Origin of the sequence: Pseudomonas fluorescens (genome assembly GCF_000730425.1) — a bacterium.
GTDB lineage: Bacteria > Pseudomonadota > Gammaproteobacteria > Pseudomonadales > Pseudomonadaceae > Aquipseudomonas > Aquipseudomonas fluorescens_X.
The window spans coordinates 3,301,915-3,325,585 of record NZ_CP008896.1 but is presented as its reverse complement, the minus strand read 5'-3'; the positions used below and the strand labels follow the sequence as shown (position 1 = coordinate 3,325,585).

The window sequence follows — 23,671 nt, the reverse complement described above, 5'->3', positions numbered from 1 at the left end:
AGCATGTCTTTCGATCTCGCCGCGCGCCTCGCTGCCCGCCGTAACGAACATCTCTATCGCCAGCGCCCGCTGCTGCAAAGCCCCCAGGGCCCGCAGGTGGTGGTGGACGGCAAGCCGCTATTGGCCTTTTGCAACAACGACTACCTGGGCCTGGCCAATCACCCGCAAGTCATCGAAGCCTGGCAGGCCGGTGCTGCCCGCTGGGGCGTGGGTGGGGGCGCTTCGCACCTGGTGGTCGGCCACAGTACCCCGCACCATGCGTTGGAGGAGGCGCTGGCCGAGTTCACCGGGCGCCCGCGTGCGCTGCTGTTCAGCACCGGCTACATGGCCAACCTCGGCACCGTCACCGCGCTGGTGGGGCAGGGCGATACGGTGCTCGAAGACCGGCTCAACCACGCCTCCCTGCTGGATGCGGGCCTGCTCTGCGGCGCACGTTTCAACCGTTACCTGCACAACGATGCGGTCAGCCTGGCCAAGCGCCTGGAAAAAGCCTGCGGCAATACCCTGGTGGTCACCGACGGTGTGTTCAGCATGGACGGTGACCTTGCGAACCTGCCAGCCCTAGCCCGCGAAACCCGGGCCAGGGGAGCCTGGCTAATGGTGGATGACGCCCATGGCTTCGGGCCGTTGGGCGCCAACGGCGGTGGGATCGTCGAACATTTCGGCCTGAGCCAGGAGGATGTTCCGGTATTGGTCGGCACCCTGGGCAAGGCTTTTGGTACCGCCGGGGCGTTTGTCGCCGGCAGCGAGGAACTGATAGAAAGCCTGATCCAGTTCGCCCGCCCGTATATCTACACCACCAGCCAACCGCCGGCGCTGGCCTGTGCCACCCTCAAAAGCCTGGAACTGCTGCGCAGCGAGCACTGGCGACGTGAGCATGTGCACACGCTGATCCGTCAATTCCGCCAGGGTGCCGAGCAGATCGGCCTGGTGTTGATGGACAGCTTCACACCGATCCAGCCGATCATGATTGGCGACAGTGGCCGGGCAATGCGCCTGTCACAGATGCTGCGTGAGCGCGGGATCATGGTCACGGCCATCCGCCCGCCCACCGTGCCGGCCGGCAGTGCGCGCTTGCGTGTGACATTGACGGCCGCCCACAGCGAGGCGCAGGTGGGACTATTGCTAGAGGCGTTGGACGAGTGTTTGCGCTTGTCAGGCCGGGAGTCCGACCATGCGTGATCGACTGATATTGCTTCCCGGCTGGGGCCTGGGGGTGTCGCCACTGGAGCCCTTGGCCGCCGCCTTGTGCGGTCTGGACGGGCGCCTGCGGGTGGATATCGAACCGTTGCCCGCGCTGGCGGGCAGCGACCTCGACGAATGGCTCGACGAACTCGACGCCACCTTGCCAGACAACGTCTGGCTGGGCGGTTGGTCCCTGGGCGGGATGCTCGCGTCCGAGTTGGCGGCGCGACGGGGCGAGCGCTGCTGTGGCCTGCTGACCCTGGCCAGCAATCCGTGTTTTGTGGCGCATGAGGGCTGGCCCAGTGCGATGCCGGCTGAGGCGTTCGATGCGTTCCTGGCCGGGTGTCATGCCGACTCGCAAGTCACCCTCAAACGCTTCGGCCTGCTGTGTGCCAAGGGCACGCAAGACCCGCGAGGCCTGGCGCGCTTGCTGGTCAGCAGTGCGCCGACGACCCCCTCCAGTGTGCTGATGAGCGGCCTTGAGCTGCTCGCGCAACTGGACACCCGCGAGGCCTTGCAGGCTTTCCGTGGCCCGCAGTTGCATTTGTTTGCCGGTCTGGATGAGTTGGTGCCTTGTGAGGCAGCAACCGAGTTATTGAAGCTATTACCTGATGTCGAGATCGGTTTGATTGAACAGGCCGGCCACGCTTTCCTACTGGATAACCCCCACGGCGTGGCGGGGGCGATCCAGGCTTTTTTGCATGAGTGCGGTGATGACTGATTTGTCCCATCCTCCGCTACCGGGCGCCTTGCCTGACAAGCGCCAGGTCGCGGCGTCGTTTTCCAGGGCGGCGGCCAGTTACGACAGTGTTGCCGCGTTGCAGCGAGACGTGGGCAGCGAGTTGCTCAGGCGCTTGCCGTCGGCGTTGCAGCCACGGCGCTGGCTTGATCTGGGCTGCGGCACCGGGTTCTTCAGCCGTGCCTTGAACGAGGCGTATCCCCAGGGCCAAGGCCTGGCGCTGGATATCGCCGAAGGTATGCTTCATCACGCGCGGCCCTTGGGCGGCGCGGCGCATTTTATCGCCGGGGATGCCGAGCGTTTGCCCCTGCAGGACAGCAGTTGTGGGTTGATCTTTTCCAGCCTGGCGGTGCAGTGGTGTGCCGACTTCACGGCGGTGCTCAACGAAGCCTGGCGTGTGTTGCAGCCCGGTGGGGTGTTGGCGTTTTCCAGCCTGTGCGTCGGTACATTGGATGAGTTGCGCGAAAGTTGGCGGGCAGCGGACGGCATGGTGCACGTCAATCGCTTTCGCCCGTTCAGTACTTATCAACAGCTGTGTGCGGCCAGTGGCCTGCGTGTGTTGAGCCTGGAACAGCGTCCCCATGTACTGCATTACCCGGATGTACGCAGCCTGACCCACGAATTGAAAGCATTGGGGGCACACAATCTGAACCCTGGGCGTCCGGGGGGGTTGACGGGTCGGGCGCGGATTGTTGCACTGGTGCAGGCTTACGAGCAGTTCCGCCAGGCCAGGGGCCTGCCGGCAACCTATCAAGTCGTGTACGCCGTATTGGAGAAGCCACGATGAGCGCCGCCTATTTCATCACCGGCACCGACACCGATGTCGGCAAGACCACCGTCGCCGCAGGCCTGCTGCATGCCGCCCGGCAAGCAGGCAGGAGTACCGCCGCTGGCAAACCGGTGGCCTCGGGTTGTGAGGTGACAAGCAAGGGCTTGCGCAACGCCGATGCCCTGGCCTTGCTGGCCGAGTGTTCATTGCCCCTTGCCTATGCCGACGTCAATCCACTGGCCTTTGAGCCCGCCATTGCACCGCATCTGGCGGCCCGTGAAGCGGGTGTGGCGTTGACTGTGCAGGCCCTGCTCAAACCGATGCAGCGCATCCTCGACAAACAGGCGGATTTCACCTTGATCGAAGGTGCCGGTGGCTGGCGCGTGCCGTTGGCTGGCGAGGACAACCTGTCGGATTTGGCCAAGGCCTTGCAGCTACCAGTGATTCTGGTGGTGGGTGTGCGCCTGGGGTGTATCAGTCATGCGCTGTTGAGCGCCGAGGCGATCGCCCGGGACGGTTTGCCGTTGGCGGGGTGGGTGGCCAATATCATCGACCCGAAGACCTCCCGTCTGGAAGAAAACCTCTCCACATTGGCCGAACGCCTGCCGGCACCGTGCCTGGGCCGGGTGCCGAGGCTCAAGCAGCCCACGGCTGAGGCGGTGGCCGAGTATCTGCAACTGGACTTGCTTGATTAGTTTTTCCTAGTGATAAGGCATTATGCTATTAGTGTTATTGACGGGCCTTTTTCCAGATTGTCTGCTTCAATGAAAATTCACGATTTATTGCAAGGCAGGTTCACGCCATGGAAATTTCTGGAAGCAGTGCGTTTTATTCAGGCCTGAGCACTATTCAGGCCGGGCAGAACCGTGTCGACCAGGCCGCCGGCAAGATCGCCAGTGCGGGCACCAGCCAGCCCTCGGATGCGCAGAGTGATCGCTTGCAGGCGGTCAATCGCGGCCAGCCGACCAACTCTGCCAGCAACATGGTGGAACTGGCCGAAGGCAAATTTCAGGTGGAGCTGGGGGCGAAAGTTGCCAAGGCTTCCGATGAAGTGCTCGGCACGCTGATCGACACCTACGCCTGACCCCCCCGCTCTCCTGTAAGCGCCGGCTTGCCGGCGATTGCGATGTGCCTTACACACTGCGATCGCTGACTCCTACATTTATCTCCCGTTGAAATTCTGTGCGGCATCACGCTGCAGGCCTCGTCGTGTCTGGCGTTGACCTACGTCATGACAAACGGCATCTGCTGGGCGCTTGACAAGGATTGGGCGTAAACGTATGTTTCAAACAACTGTTTGACCGCTACAACAAATCCACGCGGTTGTTCATTCCAGGATTCATCAGCAGAGGTTTATCGCTATGCCTGACTACAAGGCCCCCTTGCGTGATATTCGCTTCGTTCGTGACGAACTGCTCGGCTACGAAGCGCATTATCAGAGCCTGCCGGCTTGCCAGGACGCTACCCCAGACATGGTTGACGCCATTCTCGAAGAAGGCGCCAAGTTTTGTGAGCAAGTGCTGGCCCCGTTGAACCGCGTCGGTGACATCGAAGGGTGCACCTGGAGCGAGTCAGGCGTTAAAACCCCTACTGGTTTCAAAGAAGCCTATAAGCAATTCGTCGAAGGTGGCTGGCCAAGCCTGGCCCACGACGTGGCGCACGGCGGCCAAGGCCTGCCGGAATCCCTGGGCCTGGCCGTCAGCGAGATGGTCGGTGAAGCCAACTGGTCGTGGGGCATGTACCCAGGCCTGTCCCATGGTGCGATGAACACCATTTCCGAGCACGGCACTCCCGAGCAGCAAGATGCCTACCTGACCAAATTGGTGTCGGGCGAGTGGACCGGCACCATGTGCCTGACCGAACCGCACTGCGGTACCGACCTGGGCATGCTGCGCACCAAGGCCGAACCTCAGGCTGACGGTTCCTACAAAGTCTCCGGCACCAAGATCTTCATTTCGGCCGGTGAACACGACATGGCCGATAACATCGTCCACATCGTACTGGCCCGCCTGCCGGACGCTCCGGCTGGCACCAAAGGTATCTCGCTGTTTATCGTGCCTAAGTTCCTGCCTAACGCCGATGGTTCGGTGGGTGAGCGTAACGCGGTGTCCTGTGGCTCCCTGGAACACAAGATGGGCATCCACGGCAACGCCACCTGCGTGATGAACTTCGACGCAGCCACCGGTTACCTGATCGGCCCGGCGAACAAAGGCCTGAACTGCATGTTCACCTTTATGAACACCGCTCGCCTGGGTACTGCGCTGCAAGGTTTGTCCCACGCCGAGATCGGTTTCCAGGGTGGCCTCAAATACGCCCGTGACCGCCTGCAAATGCGCTCCCTGACTGGCCCGAAAGCGCCGGACAAGGCGGCTGACCCGATCATCGTGCACCCTGATGTGCGCCGCATGCTGCTGACCATGAAAGCCTTCGCCGAAGGCAACCGTGCGATGGTGTACTTCACCGCCAAGCAAGTGGATATCGTCAAGTACGGCACCGACGATGAAGCCAAGAAACAGGCTGATGGCCTGCTGGCGTTCATGACCCCAATTGCCAAGGCGTTCATGACCGAAGTCGGTTTTGAGTCCGCCAACCACGGCGTGCAGATCTACGGCGGTCACGGCTTCATCGCCGAGTGGGGCATGGAGCAGAACGTTCGCGACAGCCGCATCTCGATGCTGTACGAAGGCACCACCGGCATCCAGGCGCTGGACTTGCTCGGCCGTAAAGTGCTGATGACCCAGGGCGAAGCGCTTAAGGGCTTCACCAAGATCGTCCACAAGTTCTGCCAGGCCAACGAAGGCAACGCAGCGGTCAGCGAGTTTGTCGCCCCGCTGGCTGCACTGAACAAGGAATGGGGCGAGTTGACCATGAAGGTCGGCATGGCTGCCATGAAGGACCGTGAAGAAGTCGGTGCCGCTTCCGTGGACTACCTGATGTACTCCGGTTATGCCTGCCTGGCTTACTTCTGGGCCGACATGGCCCGCCTGGCTGCCGAAAAACTGGCTGCCGGCACCAGCGAAGAAGGCTTCTACACCGCCAAGTTGCAGACTGCGCGCTTCTACTTCCAGCGCATCCTGCCGCGTACCCGCACCCACGTAGCCACCATGCTGTCGGGTGCCAACAACCTGATGGACATGAAAGAAGAGAACTTCGACCTGGGCTACTAAGCCTCGGCGGGTTCACTGCCAAGCCGCCGCTCTTTCGGGAGTGGCGGCTTTTTTGTGAGCGGGTGAAAAAACCTGAGTGGTGCGCTCAGGGATTGCGCCTTGCTGCCGTTACAGTGATGGCAATGTGACGCAGATCACATTGAGTGTGCTTAACTGTGTGCAGTGAAGGCACTGTGCCATCTATTTTGTGGGTCGGAGCTTTACCCTTGTCGCGCGCGTCCGCTGTCCGTTTCAGTCATTTCCTACCATCGTTGCTGTTATTGCTGGCGGGGTTGTCGGCTGCTTACGTCAAGGACCTCAGTGTCTTCTTCACTTCCCTGTTCAACGTGCTACCCACCCTGGTGCTGTTGTTGGGGGGTGCCTACTGCGCGGTGTACCGCCGCCAGCGTGAGCTGTTCTTGATGGTGACGGTGTACGTCGCCTATTTCCTGTTGGACACCCAGACGGATTTCTACCGCGACAATGGCCGCGTGCGCGAAGACGCTGCCGTGGTGTTCCATCTGGTGTGCCTGCTGTTGCCGATGCTGTTCAGTATCTATGCCCTGTGGCAGGAGAAGACCCACCTGTTCCGTGACTTTGTCGCACGCTGCGCGGTGCTGCTCGCCGTAGGAAGCGTGGCATTGGGCCTGACGCAGAGTTATCCGGAACCGTTGCTCAACTGGCTGGCGCAGATTCGCTGGCCGGCCTTGCATGGTACGTGGATGAGCTTGATCCAACTGTCGTACCCGGTGTTCATCCTGGGCTTTGTGGCATTGGCAGTGCAGTACTGGCGTGAGCCTCGGCCATTGCATGCCGCGCAACTGGTGGGGTTGCTGGGGCTGTTCTGGATGTTACCGCAGACCTTTATCCTGCCGTTCACCTTGAACATCATGTGCAGCCAGGTGATGTTGATGATCGCGGCGGGAGTGTCCCATGAGGCCTATCAAATGGCCTTTCGCGATGAACTCACTGGCCTGCCGGGACGCCGCGCCCTCAACGAGCGCATGCAGCGCCTGGGGCGCAACTATGTGCTGGCGATGAGCGACGTCGACCACTTCAAGCGGTTCAACGACACCCACGGCCACGATGTCGGTGACCAGGTGCTGCGGCTGGTGGCTAGCAAACTGTCGAAAGTCAGCGGCGGTGGCCGTGCCTATCGGTATGGCGGCGAAGAGTTTGCCGTGGTGTTCGCCGGCAAGACCCTGGACGAGTGCCTGCCGCACCTGGAAGAAATCCGCGAGATCATCGCCAACTACAACATCAAGTTGCGCAACCAGGACAGTCGCCCCCAGGACGACCATCAGGGCCGCCAGCGACGTTCGGGGGGTGGTGATTCCAGTGTTTCGGTGACAGTGAGCATCGGCGTCGCCGAGCGCCAGGCCGAACAGCGCACCCCGGAAGAGGTGCTCAAATCCGCCGACCAGGCGCTGTACAACGCCAAGGGCGCCGGGCGTAACTGTGTCGTGGCGGCTGGCCAGAACCGCCGTGGCGCGGTGCGCATGCAGGGCGCTGCCGGTTGAGTAATGGTGGTGTATTCAGCGCCCGTACAGTGATTGTCCGGGGCAATCGGCGGCAGTAGGTTGGAGCCATCTGCCGCCGGAGACCTCACCATGCCTGCCTGTGGCTGCGCATGGCGCTGGTGGCGCAGGCGCAGTTGGGCGCGGGCCAAGGCGATGCCGACTACGCCCGTGGCAAGTTGGCTCCTACAAAGGTTGCGTGACTGATAAATACCAATTGGTCACAAGCGGACCCTATGTGTCACAAAAGTTGTTCGGTTACACTCTGGGGCTGTGAAACCGATCCTACCGAATCACTTTTAACGTTCTCACGAGGTTTGCCATGGCTGACTACAAAGCGCCGCTGCGCGATATGCGCTTCGTCCTCAACGAAGTATTCGAGGTTGCCAAGCTGTGGGCGCAATTGCCGGCCCTGGCCGAGACCGTGGATGCGCAAACCGTCGAAGCAATCCTTGAGGAAGCCGGCAAAGTTACCGCCAAGACGATCGCCCCGTTGAGCCGCAACGGCGACGAGGAAGGTTGCCGCTGGGATAATGGCGTGGTCAGCACCCCGGCCGGGTTCCCCGAAGCTTACAAGACCTATGCCGAAGGCGGCTGGGTGGGCGTGGGTGGCGATCCTGCCTACGGTGGCATGGGCATGCCCAAGGCCGTGTCGGCCCAGGTCGAAGAAATGATCAACTCGTCGGGACTGGCGTTTGGCTTGTACCCGATGCTGACGTCCGGCGCCTGCGTGTCGATCAACACCCACGCCAGCGACGAACTCAAAGCCACCTACCTGCCGAATATGTACGCGGGCGTGTGGGCCGGTTCCATGTGCCTGACCGAGCCCCATGCCGGTACCGACCTGGGGATTATCCGCACCAAGGCCGAGCCTCAGGCGGACGGCTCCTACAAGGTCAGCGGCACCAAGATCTTTATCACTGGTGGCGAGCACGACCTCACCGAAAACATTATTCACCTGGTGCTGGCAAAGTTACCGGACGCCCCGGCCGGTCCCAAGGGCATCTCGCTGTTCCTGGTGCCCAAGTTCATGGTCAATGCCGATGGCAGCCTGGGTGCGCGCAACCCGGTGACCTGTGGCTCGATCGAACACAAGATGGGCATCCAGGCCTCTGCGACCTGTGTCATGAACTTCGATGAGGCTGTTGGCTATCTGGTCGGCGAGCCGAACCGTGGCCTGGCGGCGATGTTCACCATGATGAACTACGAGCGCCTGGGGGTTGGCATCCAGGGGCTGGCGACTGGCGAGCGCTCCTACCAGAACGCCGTCGAATACGCGCGTGACCGCCTGCAAAGCCGCTCGCCGACGGGCCCCAAGGCCAAAGACAAGATCGCCGACCCGATCATCAATCACCCTGATGTGCGTCGCATGCTGTTGACCATGAAGGCGGCGAACGAAGGCGGCCGTGCATTCTCCACCTATGTGGCGATGCAATTGGACACCGCCAAGTTCAGTGAAGACGCCGCGACCCGCAAGCGTGCGGATGACCTGGTGGCGCTGTTGACCCCGGTCTCCAAGGCGTTCCTCACCGACCTGGGCTTGGAAACCACCGTGCACGGCCAACAGATTTTTGGCGGCCATGGCTATATTCGCGAGTGGGGTCAGGAGCAGTTGGTGCGTGATGTGCGCATTACCCAGATCTACGAAGGCACCAACGGCATCCAGGCGCTGGACTTGATGGGGCGCAAGATTGTTGGCAGTGGTGGGGCGTTCTACACCCTGTTCGCTGATGAGGTGCGCCATTTCATCACCACCGCCAGCAGCGACCTGGGCGAGTTCACCCTGCCGCTGAGCGCTGCGGTGGACGAACTCGACAACCTGACCGCCTGGGTATTGGATCGCGCCAAGACCAACCCGAATGAAATCGGTGCGGCCTCGGTGGAGTATCTGCATGCCTTTGGCTACATGGCCTATGCCTACATGTGGGCCTTGATGGCCAAGGCGGCCTTGGGCAAGGAGGCTGAAGAAGACTTCTATGCCAGCAAACTGGGGACGGCGCGCTTCTACTTTGCCCGCCTGCTGCCGCGTATCCACTCCCTGAGTGCCTCGGTGAAGGCCGGTAGTGAATCGCTGTTCTTGCTGGACGAAACGCAGTTCTAAGGGGGAGGGCGTGTAAGCATTCTCTTACATGACGTGCTGCTAATCGTCCTCTATCGCCAGATTGGATCCACGGCTAATCTACTTCACATGGACGTCGCGCAGGAAGCGCAAAGCAACAACATGGACACGTAGGATTCTGCCAGGATGGCGGAGTGAAATGGATGTCAGGGAAACAGTCTGCAAAGCCCCGCTTCGGCGGGGTTTTCTTATTGCCCGCGAAAAAGTTCAGGCCAGCCCGTCTACCATGGTCGCCGCCCCATGTGGACCATTCATCACGCCTTCGAGCAAGGTGCGCAGCAGCTCAAGCGTTGCCTGCTGACGTTGCACGTCCCGACACACCAACCCCACCTTCAGCGGCACCCGTGGTTCGCTCAAGGGTTTCCACAGCAGCGCCTGGCTGTTGTGTTCGTCCTGAGAACGGCCCGGCAGTACCGTCGCCAGTTTGGTGTAGGGCAGGCTGTCGAGAATCCCCACCATGGTATTCAGTTCGGCCTGTACCTGCGGCCGGCGTCCCAGGTTCGTCAGTTGCGCCTGCCAGATCTGCCTGATCTGGAACTCTTCCCCCAGCAGCAACATGGGCAGTTCTGCCGCCTGCTTGAGGGAGACTTTCTTGAATTCACGCAGGGGATGGTCGGCCGGGATGACGACTTTCAGTTCATCTTCATACAGCAATACGCCGTGCAAACCGGGCTGGCGTGCCGGTAGGTAGCTGATGCCAATGTCCAGTGAGCCATTGAGCAGGCGACGTTCGATCTCCAGGCCCGTCAACTCGTAGATCTGCACTACCAGGTGCGGCTGGGCCTTGCGCACCCGTTCGAGCATCTGCGGCACCAGGCTGGTATGCACGGTTTGCAGCACGCCGATGGCCAGGGTGCGCAGGGCTTGCCCCTTGAAGTGGCGCAACGCCTCGACGGCTTGCTGCATACCATCGAGCAAGGGCAGGGCGTGGTTGTACAGGGTGTGGGCGGCCAGGGTTGGCAACAGGCGTTTGCTGCTGCGTTCGAACAGGCTTACGTCCAGGTGCTGCTCCAATTGGCGGATCTGTTGCGACAGCGCCGGTTGGGAGATCGACAGGCGCTCGGCGGCCCGGCCGACATGACCTTCTTCGTACACCGCGACGAAATAACGCAGTTGTTTGAAATCCATAAGTAATGCTTATCGAAAAAGCTGGAAAATCGAAATGGCTGTACGCCCTCAAGGCGCCTAGTCTAGCGCCTATTCACAGGGCTTACAGGGCCGAGACGCGCGATGAATACCGTTTACAGCGATGGTGTTTACATAGGCAAGGCAAAAAATGGCTTGGTGGGTTCCCGCCAATTTTGGGTTGCCAACAACCTGTGGAGTGTGCGGGCATGAACCTGTTCAACCTGCGCCGCCCGGCACCGAGCCTGGATGATCTGCTACTGGACGGGAAAACCCCGACGTTGCGCGATGAGCGTTCCAGCCAATCCCTGATGCCCACCGTGGCCCGGCCACCTCAGATTTTCGTGCGTGGCCAGGGATCCTGGCTTTGGGACAGTGCAGACCGTGCGTACCTGGACTTTACCCAGGGCGGCGCTGCCAACAGCCTTGGCCACAGCCCCTCGGTGCTGGTGCGCGCGTTGGCTGACCAGGCGCAGGCCCTGATCAATCCTGGCATCGGGCTGTACAACCGCAACCAACTGAACCTGGTGGAGCGCCTGTGCCACAGCACCGGCAGTGACCAGGCCTACCTGCTCAACAGCGGGACGGAGGCCTGCGAGGCGGCCATCAAGTTGGCGCGCAAGTGGGGCCAACTGCACCGTGGCGGCGCCTCTCGCATTATCACTGCGGGCAATGCCTGTCACGGCCGCAACCTGGCCACACTGGCGGCCTCGGGGGGGACTGGCAACAATCGTTTCGAACCGCAACTGCCCGGTTTTTGCCACGTGCCGTTCAACGATTTACCGGCCCTGCATGAGGCGGTCGATGCGCAAACCGTGGCAATCATGCTGGAGCCGATCCAGGGCGACGCGGGTGTCATTCCAGCCACCGAACATTACCTCAAGGGGGTTGAGCGGCTATGCCGGGAGCTGGGCATCCTGCTGATCCTTGACGAAGTACAAACCGGGATGGGCCGTTGCGGCACCCTGCTGGCCGAGCAACGCTACGGCGTGCGCGCCGACATCGTCGCCCTTGGCAAAGGCCTGGGCGGCGGAGTGCCATTGGCAGCGCTGCTGGCTCGCGGCAAAGCGTGCTGCTTTGAATTGGGTGAGCTGGACGGCACTCACCATGGCAATGCCCTGATGGCGGCTGCCGGAGTTGCCGTGCTCGATAGTGTACTGGGGCACGGCTTCTTCGAGCATGTCCGCGATATTGGCCAGTATCTGTCCGAGGGTTTGGCGCGCCTTGCCCGTCGATATGGCCAGGGCGAGCTGCGAGGCCAGGGCCTGTTGTTGGGCCTGGCCTTGTCAGATGATTCGGCAGATGCGGTGGTCAAGGCGGCACTTTATGAAGGCCTGATCCTTTATGCCCCACAGCCCGACTGCCTGAGCTTCACCCCGGCGTTGACGGTGAGCAAGAGTAGCATTGACGAAATGCTGCTGCGTCTGGCCCGGGCGTTCTCCCGTGTGCACACCGCCCAACTGCAATGCCGCAAGGGCATTGCCGTTTAACCCTTATTCCTGAACCGTCTCGCGGTATACGCGGCGCCTCCAGCCTGATTCTTTTGGCTGGGGGCGTTTTTTTGCGTGTCATTTTTGGATTGAAAAGGAGGCTTGAGGCTTATCGAAATAAACGGCTCTTTAGCGGGCATCGGCATGGCGCTCACGTTGCTGAGCATCGTGCAAAAGCATGGGCTGGAAATCCTCGCCTGAGGAGGATAGCCCCGTGCCAGATCCTACTGAACCCTCACGCGCGCCCAGGGTCGATTAACTGTACGGCTCACACGAGCCGATTTTTCGGAGCTGACCCATGGATTTCATTCGTATCATCATCGCCATTGTGTTGCCGCCCGTGGGTGTGTTCCTGCAAGTAGGCTTCGCCGGCGCGTTCTGGCTGAATATCCTGCTGACCCTGTGTGGCTACATCCCGGGCATCGTGCATGCGGTGTACATCATCGCCAAGCGCTGACCCGTCAGCCTTTGGCGATCAGCCGTGAGTTGCGCTCATTGCGAAACGCCAGTTGTTCGATGGTTTGCATAGCGTGCTCGGCTTCCCGGCGGGCATTGAGGATGATGCCGTGATCGGCGGACTTGCTGCAGACCGGGTCGGCGTTGCTGGCGTCGCCAGTCAGCATGAACGCCTGGCAGCGGCAGCCGCCGAAGTCCTTTTCCTTCTCGTCGCACGAGCGGCATGGCTCGGGCATCCAGTCATAGCCGCGAAAGCGGTTGAAGCCAAACGAGTCGTACCAGATGTGCTGCATGCTGTGGTCACGCACATTGGGAAACTGCACTGGCATCTGTCGGGCGCCGTGACAAGGTAGGGCCGTACCGTCTGGTGTGACTGTCAGAAAGATACTGCCCCAGCCATTCATACAGGCCTTCGGGCGTTCCTCGTAGTAGTCCGGCGTAACAAAGATCAATTTGCAGGGATGATCTTCGGCTTCCAGCTTGGCGCGGTATTCGTTGGTGATGCGTTCGGCACGGGTCAGTTGCGCCTGGGTCGGCAGCAGGCCAACGCGGTTGAGTTGCGCCCAGCCGTAGAACTGGCAGGTGGCGAGTTCGACAAAGTCCGCCTCAAGGGCAATACACAGCTCGATGATGCGGTCGATCTTGTCGATGTTGTGCCTGTGGGTAACAAAGTTCAGCACCATTGGATAGCCATGGGCTTTGACCGCCCGGGCCATCTCCAGCTTCTGCGCAAAGGCTTTTTTGGAGCCGGCCAGCAGGTTGTTCACCTGCTCGTCGCTGGCCTGGAAGCTGATCTGGATATGGTCCAGGCCAGCCTTCTTGAAGTCGCTGATCTTCTGCTCGGTCAGGCCGATGCCGGAGGTGATCAGGTTGGTATAGAACCCCAGCTTGCGCGCTTCGCCGATCAGTTCGGCGAGGTCCTGACGCACCAGCGGCTCACCGCCGGAAAACCCCAGTTGGGCTGCGCCCATTTCCCGAGCCTCGCGAAACACCTTGATCCACTGCTCGGTGCTCAACTCCTTGCCCTGCTCGGCGAAATCCAGTGGGTTGGAGCAATACGGGCACTGTAGCGGGCAGCGGTAGGTCAGCTCGGCGAGCAACCAGAGCGGCAGGCCGATCGCGGGTGTTTCAGGCAAGTTCGATCCAGTGCTCTGCACGTGCGACCTCCATGAACTGCTCGATGTCTTCACCGAGTTCGGGCACGCCTGGGAATTGTTGCTCCAGCTCGCCAATGATGGCTGCCACACTGCGCTCGCCATCGATCAGGCCGCCGATCAAGGCGGCACTGTCGTTGAGCTTGATCATGCCTTCGGGGTACAGCAATACGTGGCCTTTCTGCGCTGGCTCGTATTGGTAGCGATAGCCCTGGCGCCACGCCGGCTTTTTGCTGCGGTCGAAACTCATAGGGTGATCCCTTTATGCCAGGCCCGCTGCGTGGTCACGCTGTGATAAGGCGGGCGGTTCAGTTCATAGGCCATGCTCATGGCATCGAGCATGCTCCACAGAATGTCCAGTTTGAACTGGAGAATCTCCAGCATCCGCTCCTGGCCCGCACGGGTGGTGTAGTGTTCCAGGGTGATCGCCAGCCCGTGCTCGACGTCGCGTCGGGCCTGGCCCAGGCGGGTGCGGAAATACGCATAGCCGGCAGGGTCGATCCATGGGTAATGCTGGGGCCAGCTGTCGAGGCGTGACTGGTGGATCTGAGGGGCGAACAACTCGGTCAGGGAGCTGCTGGCGGCTTCCTGCCAACTGGCCCGGCGGGCGAAGTTGACGTAGGCATCGACGGCAAACCGCACACCGGGTAACACGAGTTCCTGGGAGCGCAGTTGATCCGGGTCCAGGCCCACCGCCTGGCCCAGGCGCAGCCAGGCTTCGATGCCGCCGTCTTCGCCAGGGGCGCCGTCATGGTCGAGCAGGCGCTGGATCCACTCGCGGCGGATTTCCCGATCCGGGCAGTTGGCCAGGATCGCAGCGTCCTTCAGTGGAATGTTCACCTGGTAGTAGAAACGGTTGGCAACCCAGCCCTGGATCTGTTCGCGAGTCGCCCGGCCTTCATACATCGCCACATGATAGGGGTGGTGGATATGGTAGAAGGCGCCCTTGGCCCGCAAGGCCTGTTCAAAGTCGGCGGGGGTCAGCGGTGTATCGGTCATTGGGGCTCTCCTACAATTCGATGCGCATGCCGTCGTAGGCTACTTCTACATTGCGCCGCGCCAACTCGGCCCGTTCAGGGGAGTCTTCGTCGAGGATCGGGTTGGTGTTGTTGATATGGATAAGCACCTTGCGCTGCTTGGGCAACTGCTCCAGCACCTCCAGCATGCCGCCGGGGCCGTTCTGGGCCAGGTGGCCCATTTCACGGCCGGTGCGGGTGCCGACGCCACGGCGCTGCATTTCATCGTCATCCCACATCGTGCCGTCGACCAGCAGGCAGTCGCTGGCGGCCATCATCTCCAGCAGCGGCGCGTCCACCTGGCCCAGGCCGGGGGCATAGAACAGCTTGCCGCCGCTGCGCAGGTCTTCGACGATCAAGCCGATATTGTCACCGGGATGTGGGTCGAACCGATGGGGCGAGTAGGGTGGTGCGGCGCTGCGCAAAGGGAGCGGGGTGAAGCGCAGGTTGGGGCAGGCGGGAATGGTGAAGCGGGCATCCAGCGCGATCCGCTGCCAATCCAGGCCACCATTCCAGTGAGCCAGCATGGTGAACAATGGAAAGCCGGTGCTCAGGTCTTCATGGACCATGTCGGTGCACCACACCTGGTGCGGGCAGCCTTCGCGCAGGCTGAGCAAGCCTGTGGTGTGGTCGATCTGGCTGTCCATCAGGATGATTGCGCTGATCCCGGTATCGCGTAGCGCGCGGCCGGGCTGCATCGGTGCAAAGCCTTGCAATTGGGCGCGGATGTCGGGCGAGGCGTTGCACAGCACCCAGTTCACACCGTCGTCGGAAAGGGCGATGGACGATTGGGTACGCGCCTGGGCCCGCAGGCTGCCATCGCGAAAGTCAGCACAGTTCACACAGTTGCAGTTCCATTGCGGGAAACCGCCACCGGCAGCCGAACCTAGAATCTGGACAAACATCGCCGCTCCTTTACACAAGACTCAACATAAAAACGCCCCGGCGAGCCGAGGCGTTGCATTGCAATACAAAAGCAATCAGCGGCTGGCGAAGTACATGGTGACTTCAAAACCGATACGCAGATCAGTGTAAGCAGGTTTGGACCAGGTCATATTCATACTCCTACGAAGGGATGGGACGTTTACTACCAAGTAATACATATAGTCCACCTCCAGTCGGAGATGTTCAGATGTGTGTGGGAATATTACTTATTTCTCGTCGAGCTAGCGCTGTCTTGGCGGAAAAAGCCTGTTGCAGCATCGGCAACGATCAGCTTTACGGCTGCCAGGAGTCGCCCACCGCCGCACCATTGGCCAGGCAGTGCCAGCCGCCAGCGGCTTGGTTGAGTTGCTGCGCCGCGTCAACCAGATGCTGGCGTGTACGGGTCCGAATCAACTCTTGCAGCGGCTCAAGATAGTCCGTGCCATGCCCCGCCAAACGGGCCTGCCAGAGCAGCTCGGCGGCTTGGGCGGTGGGCAGCGTCTGCGGCGAGAACTGCTGGGCCAGAGCTGCGTTGCCCAGGTCTTGGCTCCCATTGACCAGGGCTGGCAGTTGCTTGAGGAAGGCTTGGACGTGATCGAACAGGTCCGCCAGCGCGACATTGGGTGACTGAACGCCAAATAACAGGCCGGTTTGCCCATTGAACTGTCGGATACCACTGAATACCGCGTAGCCCACTTGCAGTTCGACGCGCAAGCGCTGGTAGAACGGGGTTTGGGCCAGGTGTGCGAGCAATCGCCAGTCGGCCTCGTCGGCGAGGGATAGGCTCGGCGCCGGGCAGAACAGCAGCAAGGCGGCTTCGTCGCCAGCGGTGTCGCAGGTTTGCCAGCGACGCTGGCCGTTGATGGGCTGGGCCTTGTACTCAACGTCGGCCGATTGTCCGGGCAGGCGTGCCGCCGCATTTTTGATCGCCATTTCCCACACGGCCGGTACACCGATGCCCAGGCCTTGCCAGCGGGCAGTGGCCCACAGGTCAGGTAGCACGTTGATGTCGATGATGCGCGCGGTGTCGGCAGCACGGGCTGGCAATGCCTTGAGCAACTCACGAATGGCCATTTGCGGCAGCGGGTTGGTGGGTATCTCTTGCCATCGGCTGGCGTCGGGCTGAGTCAGGTCACGTGCCAGTTGTTCGATGATGATCGGCATGGGCTCATGCAGACCGGTCATTTTCAGGAGCCAGTTGTTACCTATGGCCTCGAAGGAAGTTTCCACACCGGCCTGACGGGCGTTTTCTCGCAGTGGTTGGAGGCTGTTGGCCAAGCGTGGGAAAAGCGCTCCATGCTCGGGCGTATCCAGCTGCCAGCACAGATAAAGGGCACCTTCGCCAGTGTCGTCTGGCAGCGCTCGGCTGAACGTCAGGGCTGGCAGCTCGCGCCTGCCACGGGAGCGATCCTGGGCGAAGGTGCGCAAGCCGCGATGGGCGCTGGTCTGGCCGCGAATCAGGCCGGGGCGTTCCTCTTTAGTCGTCTGTTGCAGGAATGGGTTGCCAGGTGGCAGCTTCCAGGCCTGTTTGGCGTGCGGTAGATGCAAGGCGCCCAACATCGCTTGGAGGGCTTGGCAATGCTCTTCGGACAGTGGCGGTTGGTCGTGTTGTGCCAAGGCCAGCGCGCCACTGGTTTGCTGCTGGCGAGCGCCCAGCAGGGCGTACTCTGCCCGCAGTGCTGTCCAATCGCTGTGGGCGAAAAAGCTCAGCCAGTCATTGAGGAGCGCTTCGATTGCCGCAACCTGTTGTGCTCCGTTTGACCCCAGGGTGAACTCAATATCCAGCAACGCCTGCCCGGCAAACTGGTACAGCACCTTGGCATGCAATGCACTTGCCCATCCGCGTGCTTTCAACTCGGCAAGCAAGCCGCCCGGCGCCGCCTTATTCAGCCAGGTGCAGAGGAATACCAAGGCTTCATGGGGGGTGTTGCAGGCGATGATGTGATGCAAATGGTGTTTACCAGGGTGTGAGTAGCGGTGTTTATTGCCACTCATGAGTGCTGGTGGTGCTTGCTGCGGGCGCCGCGGGCCTGGGCGCAGGCGCTCGCCAACGTACTGGGCCAGGGCTTGCAGTTCCTCCAGCGACTGTGGGCCGACAAGGCTCAAGGTCATTTGCCCGGCGTGATAGAAGTCCTGATAAAACCCCAGCAAGCCTTGTTGGAAATCCTCCCGTTCCACCGGCAGGCTATCGCGATTACCCGCATGAAAACCCCGCAGCGGATGCCCGGCGGCGAGGCCTTCGAGGAGCGCGACCTGCTGCTGTGCCTCGGCATCCTGGGACCAGGCGATAAATTCGGCCTGTAACACTTCGCGCTCGCGCAGTTGATCGTCCATGGCCAGGCGTGGGTGAGTGAGCATATCGCCCAGGCGCTGCAGCGCGTCGCCAAACACTGGGGTGGGCACTTCAAAGAAGAAGTCGGTAGTGCGTTCGCGGGTACTGGCATTGACCAAGCCGCCGTGGCGCTGCACGTAGGCCATCAAGCCGTCAGATGCAGGAAAGGCCTCGGTGCCAAGAAACAGCAGATGCTCCAGAAAGTGCGCCAGCCCCGGCCAGGCCAATGGCACGTCATGGCTGCCGGCCGCGACCTGCAAGGCTGCTGCACAGCGCTTGAGACGTGGGGCGTGGCGCAGGGAAACCCGCAGGCCATTGGCCAGGGTCAGTTGCAGGTGATGAGGGTGGGCCGGCACAGGCATGAGCACTTCCAGAACGTAGGAAGTGCCTATGCTAGCGCAAAGCGCGGTGGTCAGTGCTTGTGCAGCGCGGCATACAGCTCGGGACGTCGGTCCGCGAGGTAGTGATTGGCCGCTTGCGCGTCATGTATCAGTTGGCGATCGAGGGTAGCGACGATCAGCGCCTCATCCAGGCCAGCCTGGGCGACGCGTTGACCATTGGGCGCGGCGATGCTGCTTTGCCCGCAATACTGGATCTGGTCTTCATGCCCGCAATAGTTGGCGTAGGCCACATAGCACTGGTTTTCAAAGGCCCGCGCACGCACGGTGACGTCGGCGACGAAGTCGAAGGGCACCATATTGGCCGTCGGAACCAGGATCAACTCGGCACCGGCCAGGGCCAGGCGCCGGGTGTTTTCCGGGAACTCCAGGTCATAGCAGATCAGCATTCCCAGCGCCCAGCCGTTCAGCTCGACGATGGGGAACTCATCGCCGCCGGCGCTGAACATTGAGTGATCGAGGTCGCCGAACAGGTGCGTCTTGCGGTAGTTGCACAGGCGTTGGCCGTTGGCGTCGATCAGTTGCACGGCATTGTAGATCTGCCCGTCCTCGGCCCGCTCCGGGTAGCCATAGAGAATCGCCAGGCCCGCGTTGCGCGCCAGTTCGGCAATGGTCTGCGCCGACGGCCCATCCTGCGCCTCGGCCAGTGCGCCCACAGCTTCAGTGCCGATGTTGTAGCCGCTGAGGAACATTTCCGGCAGCACCAGCAGGTCTGCATCGGACGCTTCATGGGCGACGATGTGCAGACGCTTGAGGTTGCCGGCGACATCCAGCGGCAATGGCGGGCATTGATACAGGGCGACACGCATGGCTTGGCTCCTTATTCGGCCAGGGCGATGGGGCCGATTTCATCGAATACATCCCCAGGCCCCGGGTTTTGCGGGTGGGTACTGCCACCGAAGTGGGTCATGATGCCCCAAACCGCGTTCAACGAGGTCTGCACTGCGCCTTCGACCCAGGCTGGAGTCCAGGATACGTCATCGCCGGCAATGAAGATCCCGCGCTGCTCGGCCGGCATATCCTTTTGCATGAAGTGCGCGTACATGCGCTGGTTATAGCGGTAATGGCCCGGCAACGCGCCTTTGAATGCACCGAGGAAATGCGGGTCGGCCTCCCAGGAAACGGTGATCGGGTCGCCGATGATGCGCGCCTTGATGTCGACGTTCGGGTAGATCTTTTTCAGCGCGTCGAGGGCCAGTTTCACCCGTTTATCGATGGGCTGCGGCAGCATTTTCAGGGCATCGCTCATCCACGAGTAGGACAGGCAAATGACCCCCGGCTTGTCGTCGCCATTGTCGAACAGGTAGGTGCCACGGGTCAGGCGGTCGGTGAGGGTCATGCTCATCAGGTCGCGGCCGGTTTGTGGGTCTTTGTCCTTCCAGAAAGGCCGGTCGACCATGACAAAGGTTTTCGATGACTGCATATAGCGTGTGCGGTCCAGGGCCATCCACATTTTTTGCGAGAACAGGGTTTCGTCGCATTCGATCTGGGTGGTCAGCAGCCAGCTTTGGCAGGTGGTCAACACTGCGGCGTATTCCCGAGTGTCACCATAGTTGTCAGTCACCGCGAAACGCCCGTCGGCAGCATGGGCAATGCGTTTGACCCCGGCCCGTGGCGCGCCATGGTGCAGGGAGCTGAGGCTGGTGCCGGTTGGCCAATGGGCGCAGCGCTCTGGCACATGACGCCAGATACCCATGGGCACTTGTGCTACGCCACCGACCACCAGGTGCTGGTGGTCGTCGCAGTTGGTCATCACCACCCGGAAGATTTCCAGCATCGAGTTGGGGAAGTCCGAGTCCCAGCCACCGGTGCCGAAGCCCACCTGGCCGAATACTTCGCGGTGATGGAATGACAGCTTGGCGAACGCCTTGGAAGTGGCGACGAAGTCATAGAAGGTGCGGTCGTCCCACAGCGGCACCAGGCTGTTCCACAGCGCTTTGAGGCGAGGCACATCGCGGTCGCGGATAGCTTGCTGGATATCGCTGAACTGTGAGCCGGCTTCCAATGCATCGGCCCAGGCGTCAGCCACTTCCTGGAACAGTGCAGGAAGGTCGGCGAGTTTCTGTGCGTAATGGGTCTGGCCTTCCAGGTCGATCACGGTGCTGCCGGAAGCGGGCGTCAACGGGTTGGGAAACGGCTTGGTTTCAAGGCCCAGCTTGTCCACATAGTGGTAGAACGCCGTCGATGACACCGGGAAGCGCATACCGCCCAGCTCCGCGATGATGCCTTCGGCCCCTTCAAACGCCTGGGAACGCAGGCGCCCGCCCATTTTCGAGGCCTCGTACACCACCGGCTTGAGGCCGAGCTTCATAAGCTCGTAGGCCGCCACCAGCCCGGCGATACCCGCACCGACAATCGCCACTTCGGCTCCGTGGTTGGCGGCGGGAATGCTGCCTAGCCCGGCTGGGTGCTCGATCCAGTCATCGAAGGCGAACGGAAAATCCGGGCCAAAGATGGTGATGGGTTTTTTACCGTCTGCAGGGTGGCGATTGTTTTTGTTGGTGGTGTTCATGGCTGACCTTGCTGGCAACTCGACGGGGCACAACCCGTGGAGTATAGGAAAAGATGGCAGCCATTCTAGGGAGCGTAGCGCTCGTTAATAAGACGCAATGTGTCGTCGAATTGAATTAATTTCAGTCGAAGTGACAGGTTAGGCGGTCAGATTGGCTGGCCACGATCCAATTTGTTGCTGAGGATTATCGAAGTGGTGGTCTTTTCTACCCCGTCGACACTGCCGATCTGGTCCAGCAACTGATCCAGTTGCTCCGGCGAATCGGTGCGCAGCCACGCCACATAGTCAAACTCACCACTGACCGCACACAGTTGCTGGACCTGGGCCATGGCACTGAGCCGGCGCAGCACTTCCTTGCCGGAGCGCGGTTGTACAGTGATCCCCACATACGCCTGCAGCCCACCATCCACCACGCGCTGGCCGAGGCGTACGCCATAGCCAGTAATCACTTGGGTCTTTTCCAGGCGGGCCAGGCGCGAGGTCACAGTGGTGCGGGCAATGCCTAACTGCCGGGCCAGCATGGCCACGCTTTCGCGGGCATTGATCTGCAAGGCGGCAATCAACTGGCGGTCGATTTCATCAAGGACGGGAGGGCGGGTGGCGGACAAGATGGGCTCCGGCGCGGGTGGCAATGGGGAGGTATCTTACAGGCTCAGGGCCAGTGGTGCTTGAGGGGCCTGCCAGAAACGCGAAAGCCACGCAGTGCGCGGCTTTCACCTGTTGTAGGTCCCTTTTGGACAGATCAACGGTCGGACTCGTTTTCGACATCTGCGATCGGCGGCAACTTCAACAGGCGATTGGCTGCCCGCAAGTTTCTGGCAATTCCGATCCCGGCCAGTATGGACAGCGCCGCGATGGGCATTAACCAGAGCGCTTCGGTGTGGCCTGACTTATACAAGTAGCTGGAAAGCCCCATCAACAACCAATATACGAACAGTGCGATCAGTGGGACATACGTAGACCAATTACCATAATTTTGTACGGCACCTGGTATTTTTGATCGCCTAAAGCTCCGGCCATCTTCGGCAACGTGTACAAAGTCGCGGCAAGAGAGGTAGTCCTTGAGTGCGGAGAAGGCCTTGTCTTGATACTCCAGTGCCAGCCGTAAGGCGCGAGCGTCAAGGTTTACCCGGATTCCAAAGGCTTCACGTACGTCCAGCACCAGAACCATTGGATGTACTGTGCGCCAGGATCCGGACTGCACCAATTCGCGCAGGCGCAGGGTGCGTTGGTGGGAAATGCTGGCTGAATTGTGAAGCCAGGTAACGAACAGTGTGAGCATACCTAAGACCAGCGGTATGACGATGAGCTGCACAGTTTGTAGATCCATAACGTTCTCCGTCTCGTTAAGTTTCTTGCGGCTCCCTCCCAGGGCATGAGTCGCAAGCAGGCGCAGTTTAGTCCTGGGCATCTGGCCAAGGGGCTCCCTCTGAACCCGTTGGCAAAGCGGGCTGGACACTTCTTGGGCGTTTCGGCTGTTTTGAAAGACGCCACCCCCCTCACCTTCATCACCGCCAGAAACACGAAAGCCGCGCAATGCGCGGCTTTGAAGGTGGTGGGCCCAGTAGGACTCGAACCCTTATGTGGTGCGTGAATTGTTCGTCCGGATACTGTCCGTCCGGTCTTGATCTTGTCAATCGTCAGTAGACACTGGGGAATGCTGGCGTTCATTTATTGTCGTGTCATATTTCTATAAATACAACCCGAGTGTTGTATTTATACGACTTCCTATCATTCCATCCTTCAGAGATGGGCTGAGCGGACTTAGGGAGAGATTGAGCCTGTGCGGTTGGCTACCCCTGCAGCGTACTGAGCCGATCCTAGCCCCTGTTGGGATGGTTGTTTTGACTACGCCCACCAGGCTTCATGCGGAGCGCTTTTGGATCAGATTCAGCAGCAATTGGCCATCGGGCATGGGAGACATCGTGCGCAAGAAGACGACATTTTTCTGTACCGCTTTCTTGATCTCCGCAGCCGAAATCGGCTTATCCAAGATGGTGAAATCCATCAGTCGCTGAAAATGGCACTCTTCGAGATAGCCGTGATGCTCACGTTTTTCAGTTTCGCCAGTACCTTGGCCGAAGGCGACGATCCCCTTGCCATTTTCGTACAAGAAGACCACGTCACCTTTCTTTATACGGTCAATGTTGTACTTCCAAGGGGCATAAAAAGCTGCTGCGCTACCCTCGCTCAGCATACGGTCATGGTCTTCCAATGAGTGACGCTTGTTCGTATTCAGAAGGTGGAAGCTCGACGGTTCGAGTAACTCGATGTCTACTGCCGCCTGCTCTTTGTCATCAAGCTTCAGAGCCGCCTTGGCAGCTTCAACCCCCTTCTCTAGCAGTTTCAGCATTGTCTCCTGGCGACTCAGATCGAGCTGATCAGCCAGACCTTCGATAAATGAGTAGAGCTCCTTGGGCATGCGGATAGATGCGGACGCCAGGTCATTCTTCGTCTTTGCTGCGTTTTCGATGAGCGAAATAATGTCGTTCATGGGATGGATCTCCTGTCAGATGCTAAGAAGCATCCCATAGCAATAAAATAAAAGCAATTATTGCTTTTCTATAAAAGCATAAAAAGATTCTCGAAAAATGTAACCCAGTGCTCAGCGTTCATGCACGCTTAAACACGCTTACCAGTGAGCCTTCCATCGGACAAGTGATCCTGGGTGGGGCCAAACGGCAGCCAGCCGCTTTCTGTAGGTGTATATTCATACAGTGATTCGTATGCTATGCCCTGCGGGGGACGCTAGGCATAACGCTGAAAAGGTGCTTACATCAATGCTTAAT

At 60.5% G+C, this 23,671-nt stretch carries 22 protein-coding genes; 10 read left to right on the top strand and 12 right to left on the bottom strand.

The genetic code is table 11. The features are described 5' to 3' along the window. Nucleotides 1-3 precede the first annotated feature (3 nt). The 8 genes from bioF to HZ99_RS14835 all read left to right on the top strand — a co-directional run bounded on the left by bioF (nucleotide 4) and on the right by HZ99_RS14835 (nucleotide 9,457). Nucleotides 4-1,182, top strand: coding sequence for an 8-amino-7-oxononanoate synthase (gene bioF / locus HZ99_RS14870; protein WP_038443907.1), 1,179 nt, complete (start codon nucleotides 4-6; stop codon nucleotides 1,180-1,182). Then, entirely contained in the window at nucleotides 1,175-1,906 is a 732-nt protein-coding gene (locus HZ99_RS14865) for an alpha/beta fold hydrolase (protein WP_038443906.1), read from the top strand. The genes bioF and HZ99_RS14865 overlap by 8 nt, the downstream gene beginning before the upstream one ends. Then, nucleotides 1,899-2,711, top strand: coding sequence for a malonyl-ACP O-methyltransferase BioC (bioC, locus tag HZ99_RS14860; protein ID WP_038443904.1), 813 nt, complete (start codon nucleotides 1,899-1,901; stop codon nucleotides 2,709-2,711). Before HZ99_RS14865 ends, bioC begins: the two co-directional genes overlap by 8 nt. After that, nucleotides 2,708-3,388: a dethiobiotin synthase gene (gene bioD, locus HZ99_RS14855; RefSeq protein ID WP_038443903.1), complete on the top strand. Its 681-nt coding sequence runs from the start codon at nucleotides 2,708-2,710 to the stop codon at nucleotides 3,386-3,388. The genes bioC and bioD overlap by 4 nt, the downstream gene beginning before the upstream one ends. Nucleotides 3,389-3,495: 107 nt before the next feature. Beyond that, complete coding sequence (locus HZ99_RS14850) at nucleotides 3,496-3,777, top strand: hypothetical protein (RefSeq protein WP_038443901.1); 282 nt, start codon at nucleotides 3,496-3,498, stop codon at nucleotides 3,775-3,777. A 277-nt stretch (nucleotides 3,778-4,054) separates the two neighbouring features. After that, nucleotides 4,055-5,860, top strand: coding sequence for a phenylacyl-CoA dehydrogenase (locus tag HZ99_RS14845; RefSeq protein WP_029296902.1), 1,806 nt, complete (start codon nucleotides 4,055-4,057; stop codon nucleotides 5,858-5,860). 206 nt (nucleotides 5,861-6,066) lie between these two features. Beyond that, nucleotides 6,067-7,359, top strand: coding sequence for a sensor domain-containing diguanylate cyclase (locus tag HZ99_RS14840; protein WP_038443899.1), 1,293 nt, complete (start codon nucleotides 6,067-6,069; stop codon nucleotides 7,357-7,359). A gap of 319 nt (nucleotides 7,360-7,678) precedes the next feature. Then, on the top strand, nucleotides 7,679-9,457 hold the full coding sequence (locus HZ99_RS14835) for an acyl-CoA dehydrogenase C-terminal domain-containing protein (RefSeq protein WP_038443897.1): 1,779 nt from the start codon (nucleotides 7,679-7,681) through the stop codon (nucleotides 9,455-9,457). A gap of 225 nt (nucleotides 9,458-9,682) precedes the next feature. Here the strand turns inward: HZ99_RS14835 and HZ99_RS14830 are convergent, their stop codons facing one another. After that, on the bottom strand, nucleotides 9,683-10,603 hold the full coding sequence (locus HZ99_RS14830; protein ID WP_038443896.1) for a LysR family transcriptional regulator: 921 nt from the start codon (nucleotides 10,601-10,603) through the stop codon (nucleotides 9,683-9,685). Nucleotides 10,604-10,809: 206 nt separating this feature from the next. On the opposite strand from HZ99_RS14830, the gene HZ99_RS14825 reads away from it, so the two are divergent. Together HZ99_RS14825 and HZ99_RS27860 are read left to right on the top strand one after the other, a co-directional pair. Further along, entirely contained in the window at nucleotides 10,810-12,090 is a 1,281-nt protein-coding gene (locus HZ99_RS14825) for an aspartate aminotransferase family protein (RefSeq protein ID WP_038443895.1), read from the top strand. A 298-nt stretch (nucleotides 12,091-12,388) separates the two neighbouring features. Continuing rightward, entirely contained in the window at nucleotides 12,389-12,547 is a 159-nt protein-coding gene (locus tag HZ99_RS27860; protein WP_038443893.1) for a YqaE/Pmp3 family membrane protein, read from the top strand. Nucleotides 12,548-12,551: 4 nt separating this feature from the next. Here the strand turns inward: HZ99_RS27860 and pqqE are convergent, their stop codons facing one another. The 11 genes from pqqE to HZ99_RS14765 all read right to left on the bottom strand — a co-directional run bounded on the left by pqqE (nucleotide 12,552) and on the right by HZ99_RS14765 (nucleotide 23,376). Further along, nucleotides 12,552-13,682: a pyrroloquinoline quinone biosynthesis protein PqqE gene (pqqE, locus tag HZ99_RS14815; protein ID WP_404942435.1), complete on the bottom strand. Its 1,131-nt coding sequence runs from the start codon at nucleotides 13,680-13,682 to the stop codon at nucleotides 12,552-12,554. Beyond that, nucleotides 13,675-13,950, bottom strand: a complete 276-nt coding sequence (gene pqqD / locus HZ99_RS14810) for a pyrroloquinoline quinone biosynthesis peptide chaperone PqqD (RefSeq protein ID WP_038443890.1) — start codon at nucleotides 13,948-13,950, stop codon at nucleotides 13,675-13,677. The genes pqqE and pqqD overlap by 8 nt, the downstream gene beginning before the upstream one ends. Further along, nucleotides 13,947-14,699: a pyrroloquinoline-quinone synthase PqqC gene (gene pqqC / locus HZ99_RS14805; RefSeq protein ID WP_038443888.1), complete on the bottom strand. Its 753-nt coding sequence runs from the start codon at nucleotides 14,697-14,699 to the stop codon at nucleotides 13,947-13,949. Before pqqC ends, pqqD begins: the two co-directional genes overlap by 4 nt. 10 nt (nucleotides 14,700-14,709) lie before the next feature. Continuing rightward, the gene (gene pqqB, locus HZ99_RS14800) at nucleotides 14,710-15,621 is read right to left on the bottom strand and encodes a pyrroloquinoline quinone biosynthesis protein PqqB (protein ID WP_038443886.1); all 912 of its coding nucleotides are present in this window, start codon (nucleotides 15,619-15,621) and stop codon (nucleotides 14,710-14,712) included. 75 nt (nucleotides 15,622-15,696) lie between these two features. Further along, nucleotides 15,697-15,771 (bottom strand): pyrroloquinoline quinone precursor peptide PqqA, encoded by a 75-nt coding sequence (gene pqqA / locus HZ99_RS14795; RefSeq protein WP_003194766.1) that lies wholly within the window; start codon nucleotides 15,769-15,771, stop codon nucleotides 15,697-15,699. Between the two features lie 163 nt (nucleotides 15,772-15,934). After that, nucleotides 15,935-18,334: a pyrroloquinoline quinone biosynthesis protein PqqF gene (gene pqqF / locus HZ99_RS14790; RefSeq protein WP_038443884.1), complete on the bottom strand. Its 2,400-nt coding sequence runs from the start codon at nucleotides 18,332-18,334 to the stop codon at nucleotides 15,935-15,937. Nucleotides 18,335-18,384: 50 nt separating this feature from the next. Beyond that, complete coding sequence (locus tag HZ99_RS14785; RefSeq protein WP_038443883.1) at nucleotides 18,385-19,179, bottom strand: carbon-nitrogen hydrolase family protein; 795 nt, start codon at nucleotides 19,177-19,179, stop codon at nucleotides 18,385-18,387. A gap of 11 nt (nucleotides 19,180-19,190) precedes the next feature. Continuing rightward, nucleotides 19,191-20,882 carry a flavin monoamine oxidase family protein gene (locus HZ99_RS14780; RefSeq protein ID WP_038443881.1) on the bottom strand — a complete coding sequence of 564 codons (1,692 nt, stop codon included), beginning with the start codon at nucleotides 20,880-20,882 and terminating at the stop codon, nucleotides 19,191-19,193. A gap of 146 nt (nucleotides 20,883-21,028) precedes the next feature. Continuing rightward, nucleotides 21,029-21,490 (bottom strand): Lrp/AsnC family transcriptional regulator, encoded by a 462-nt coding sequence (locus HZ99_RS14775; RefSeq protein ID WP_038443879.1) that lies wholly within the window; start codon nucleotides 21,488-21,490, stop codon nucleotides 21,029-21,031. A gap of 134 nt (nucleotides 21,491-21,624) precedes the next feature. Beyond that, nucleotides 21,625-22,212 carry a hypothetical protein gene (locus HZ99_RS14770; protein WP_144243182.1) on the bottom strand — a complete coding sequence of 196 codons (588 nt, stop codon included), beginning with the start codon at nucleotides 22,210-22,212 and terminating at the stop codon, nucleotides 21,625-21,627. A 534-nt stretch (nucleotides 22,213-22,746) separates the two neighbouring features. Then, the gene (locus HZ99_RS14765) at nucleotides 22,747-23,376 is read right to left on the bottom strand and encodes a hypothetical protein (protein WP_034139560.1); all 630 of its coding nucleotides are present in this window, start codon (nucleotides 23,374-23,376) and stop codon (nucleotides 22,747-22,749) included. Nucleotides 23,377-23,671: the final 295 nt, after the last annotated feature.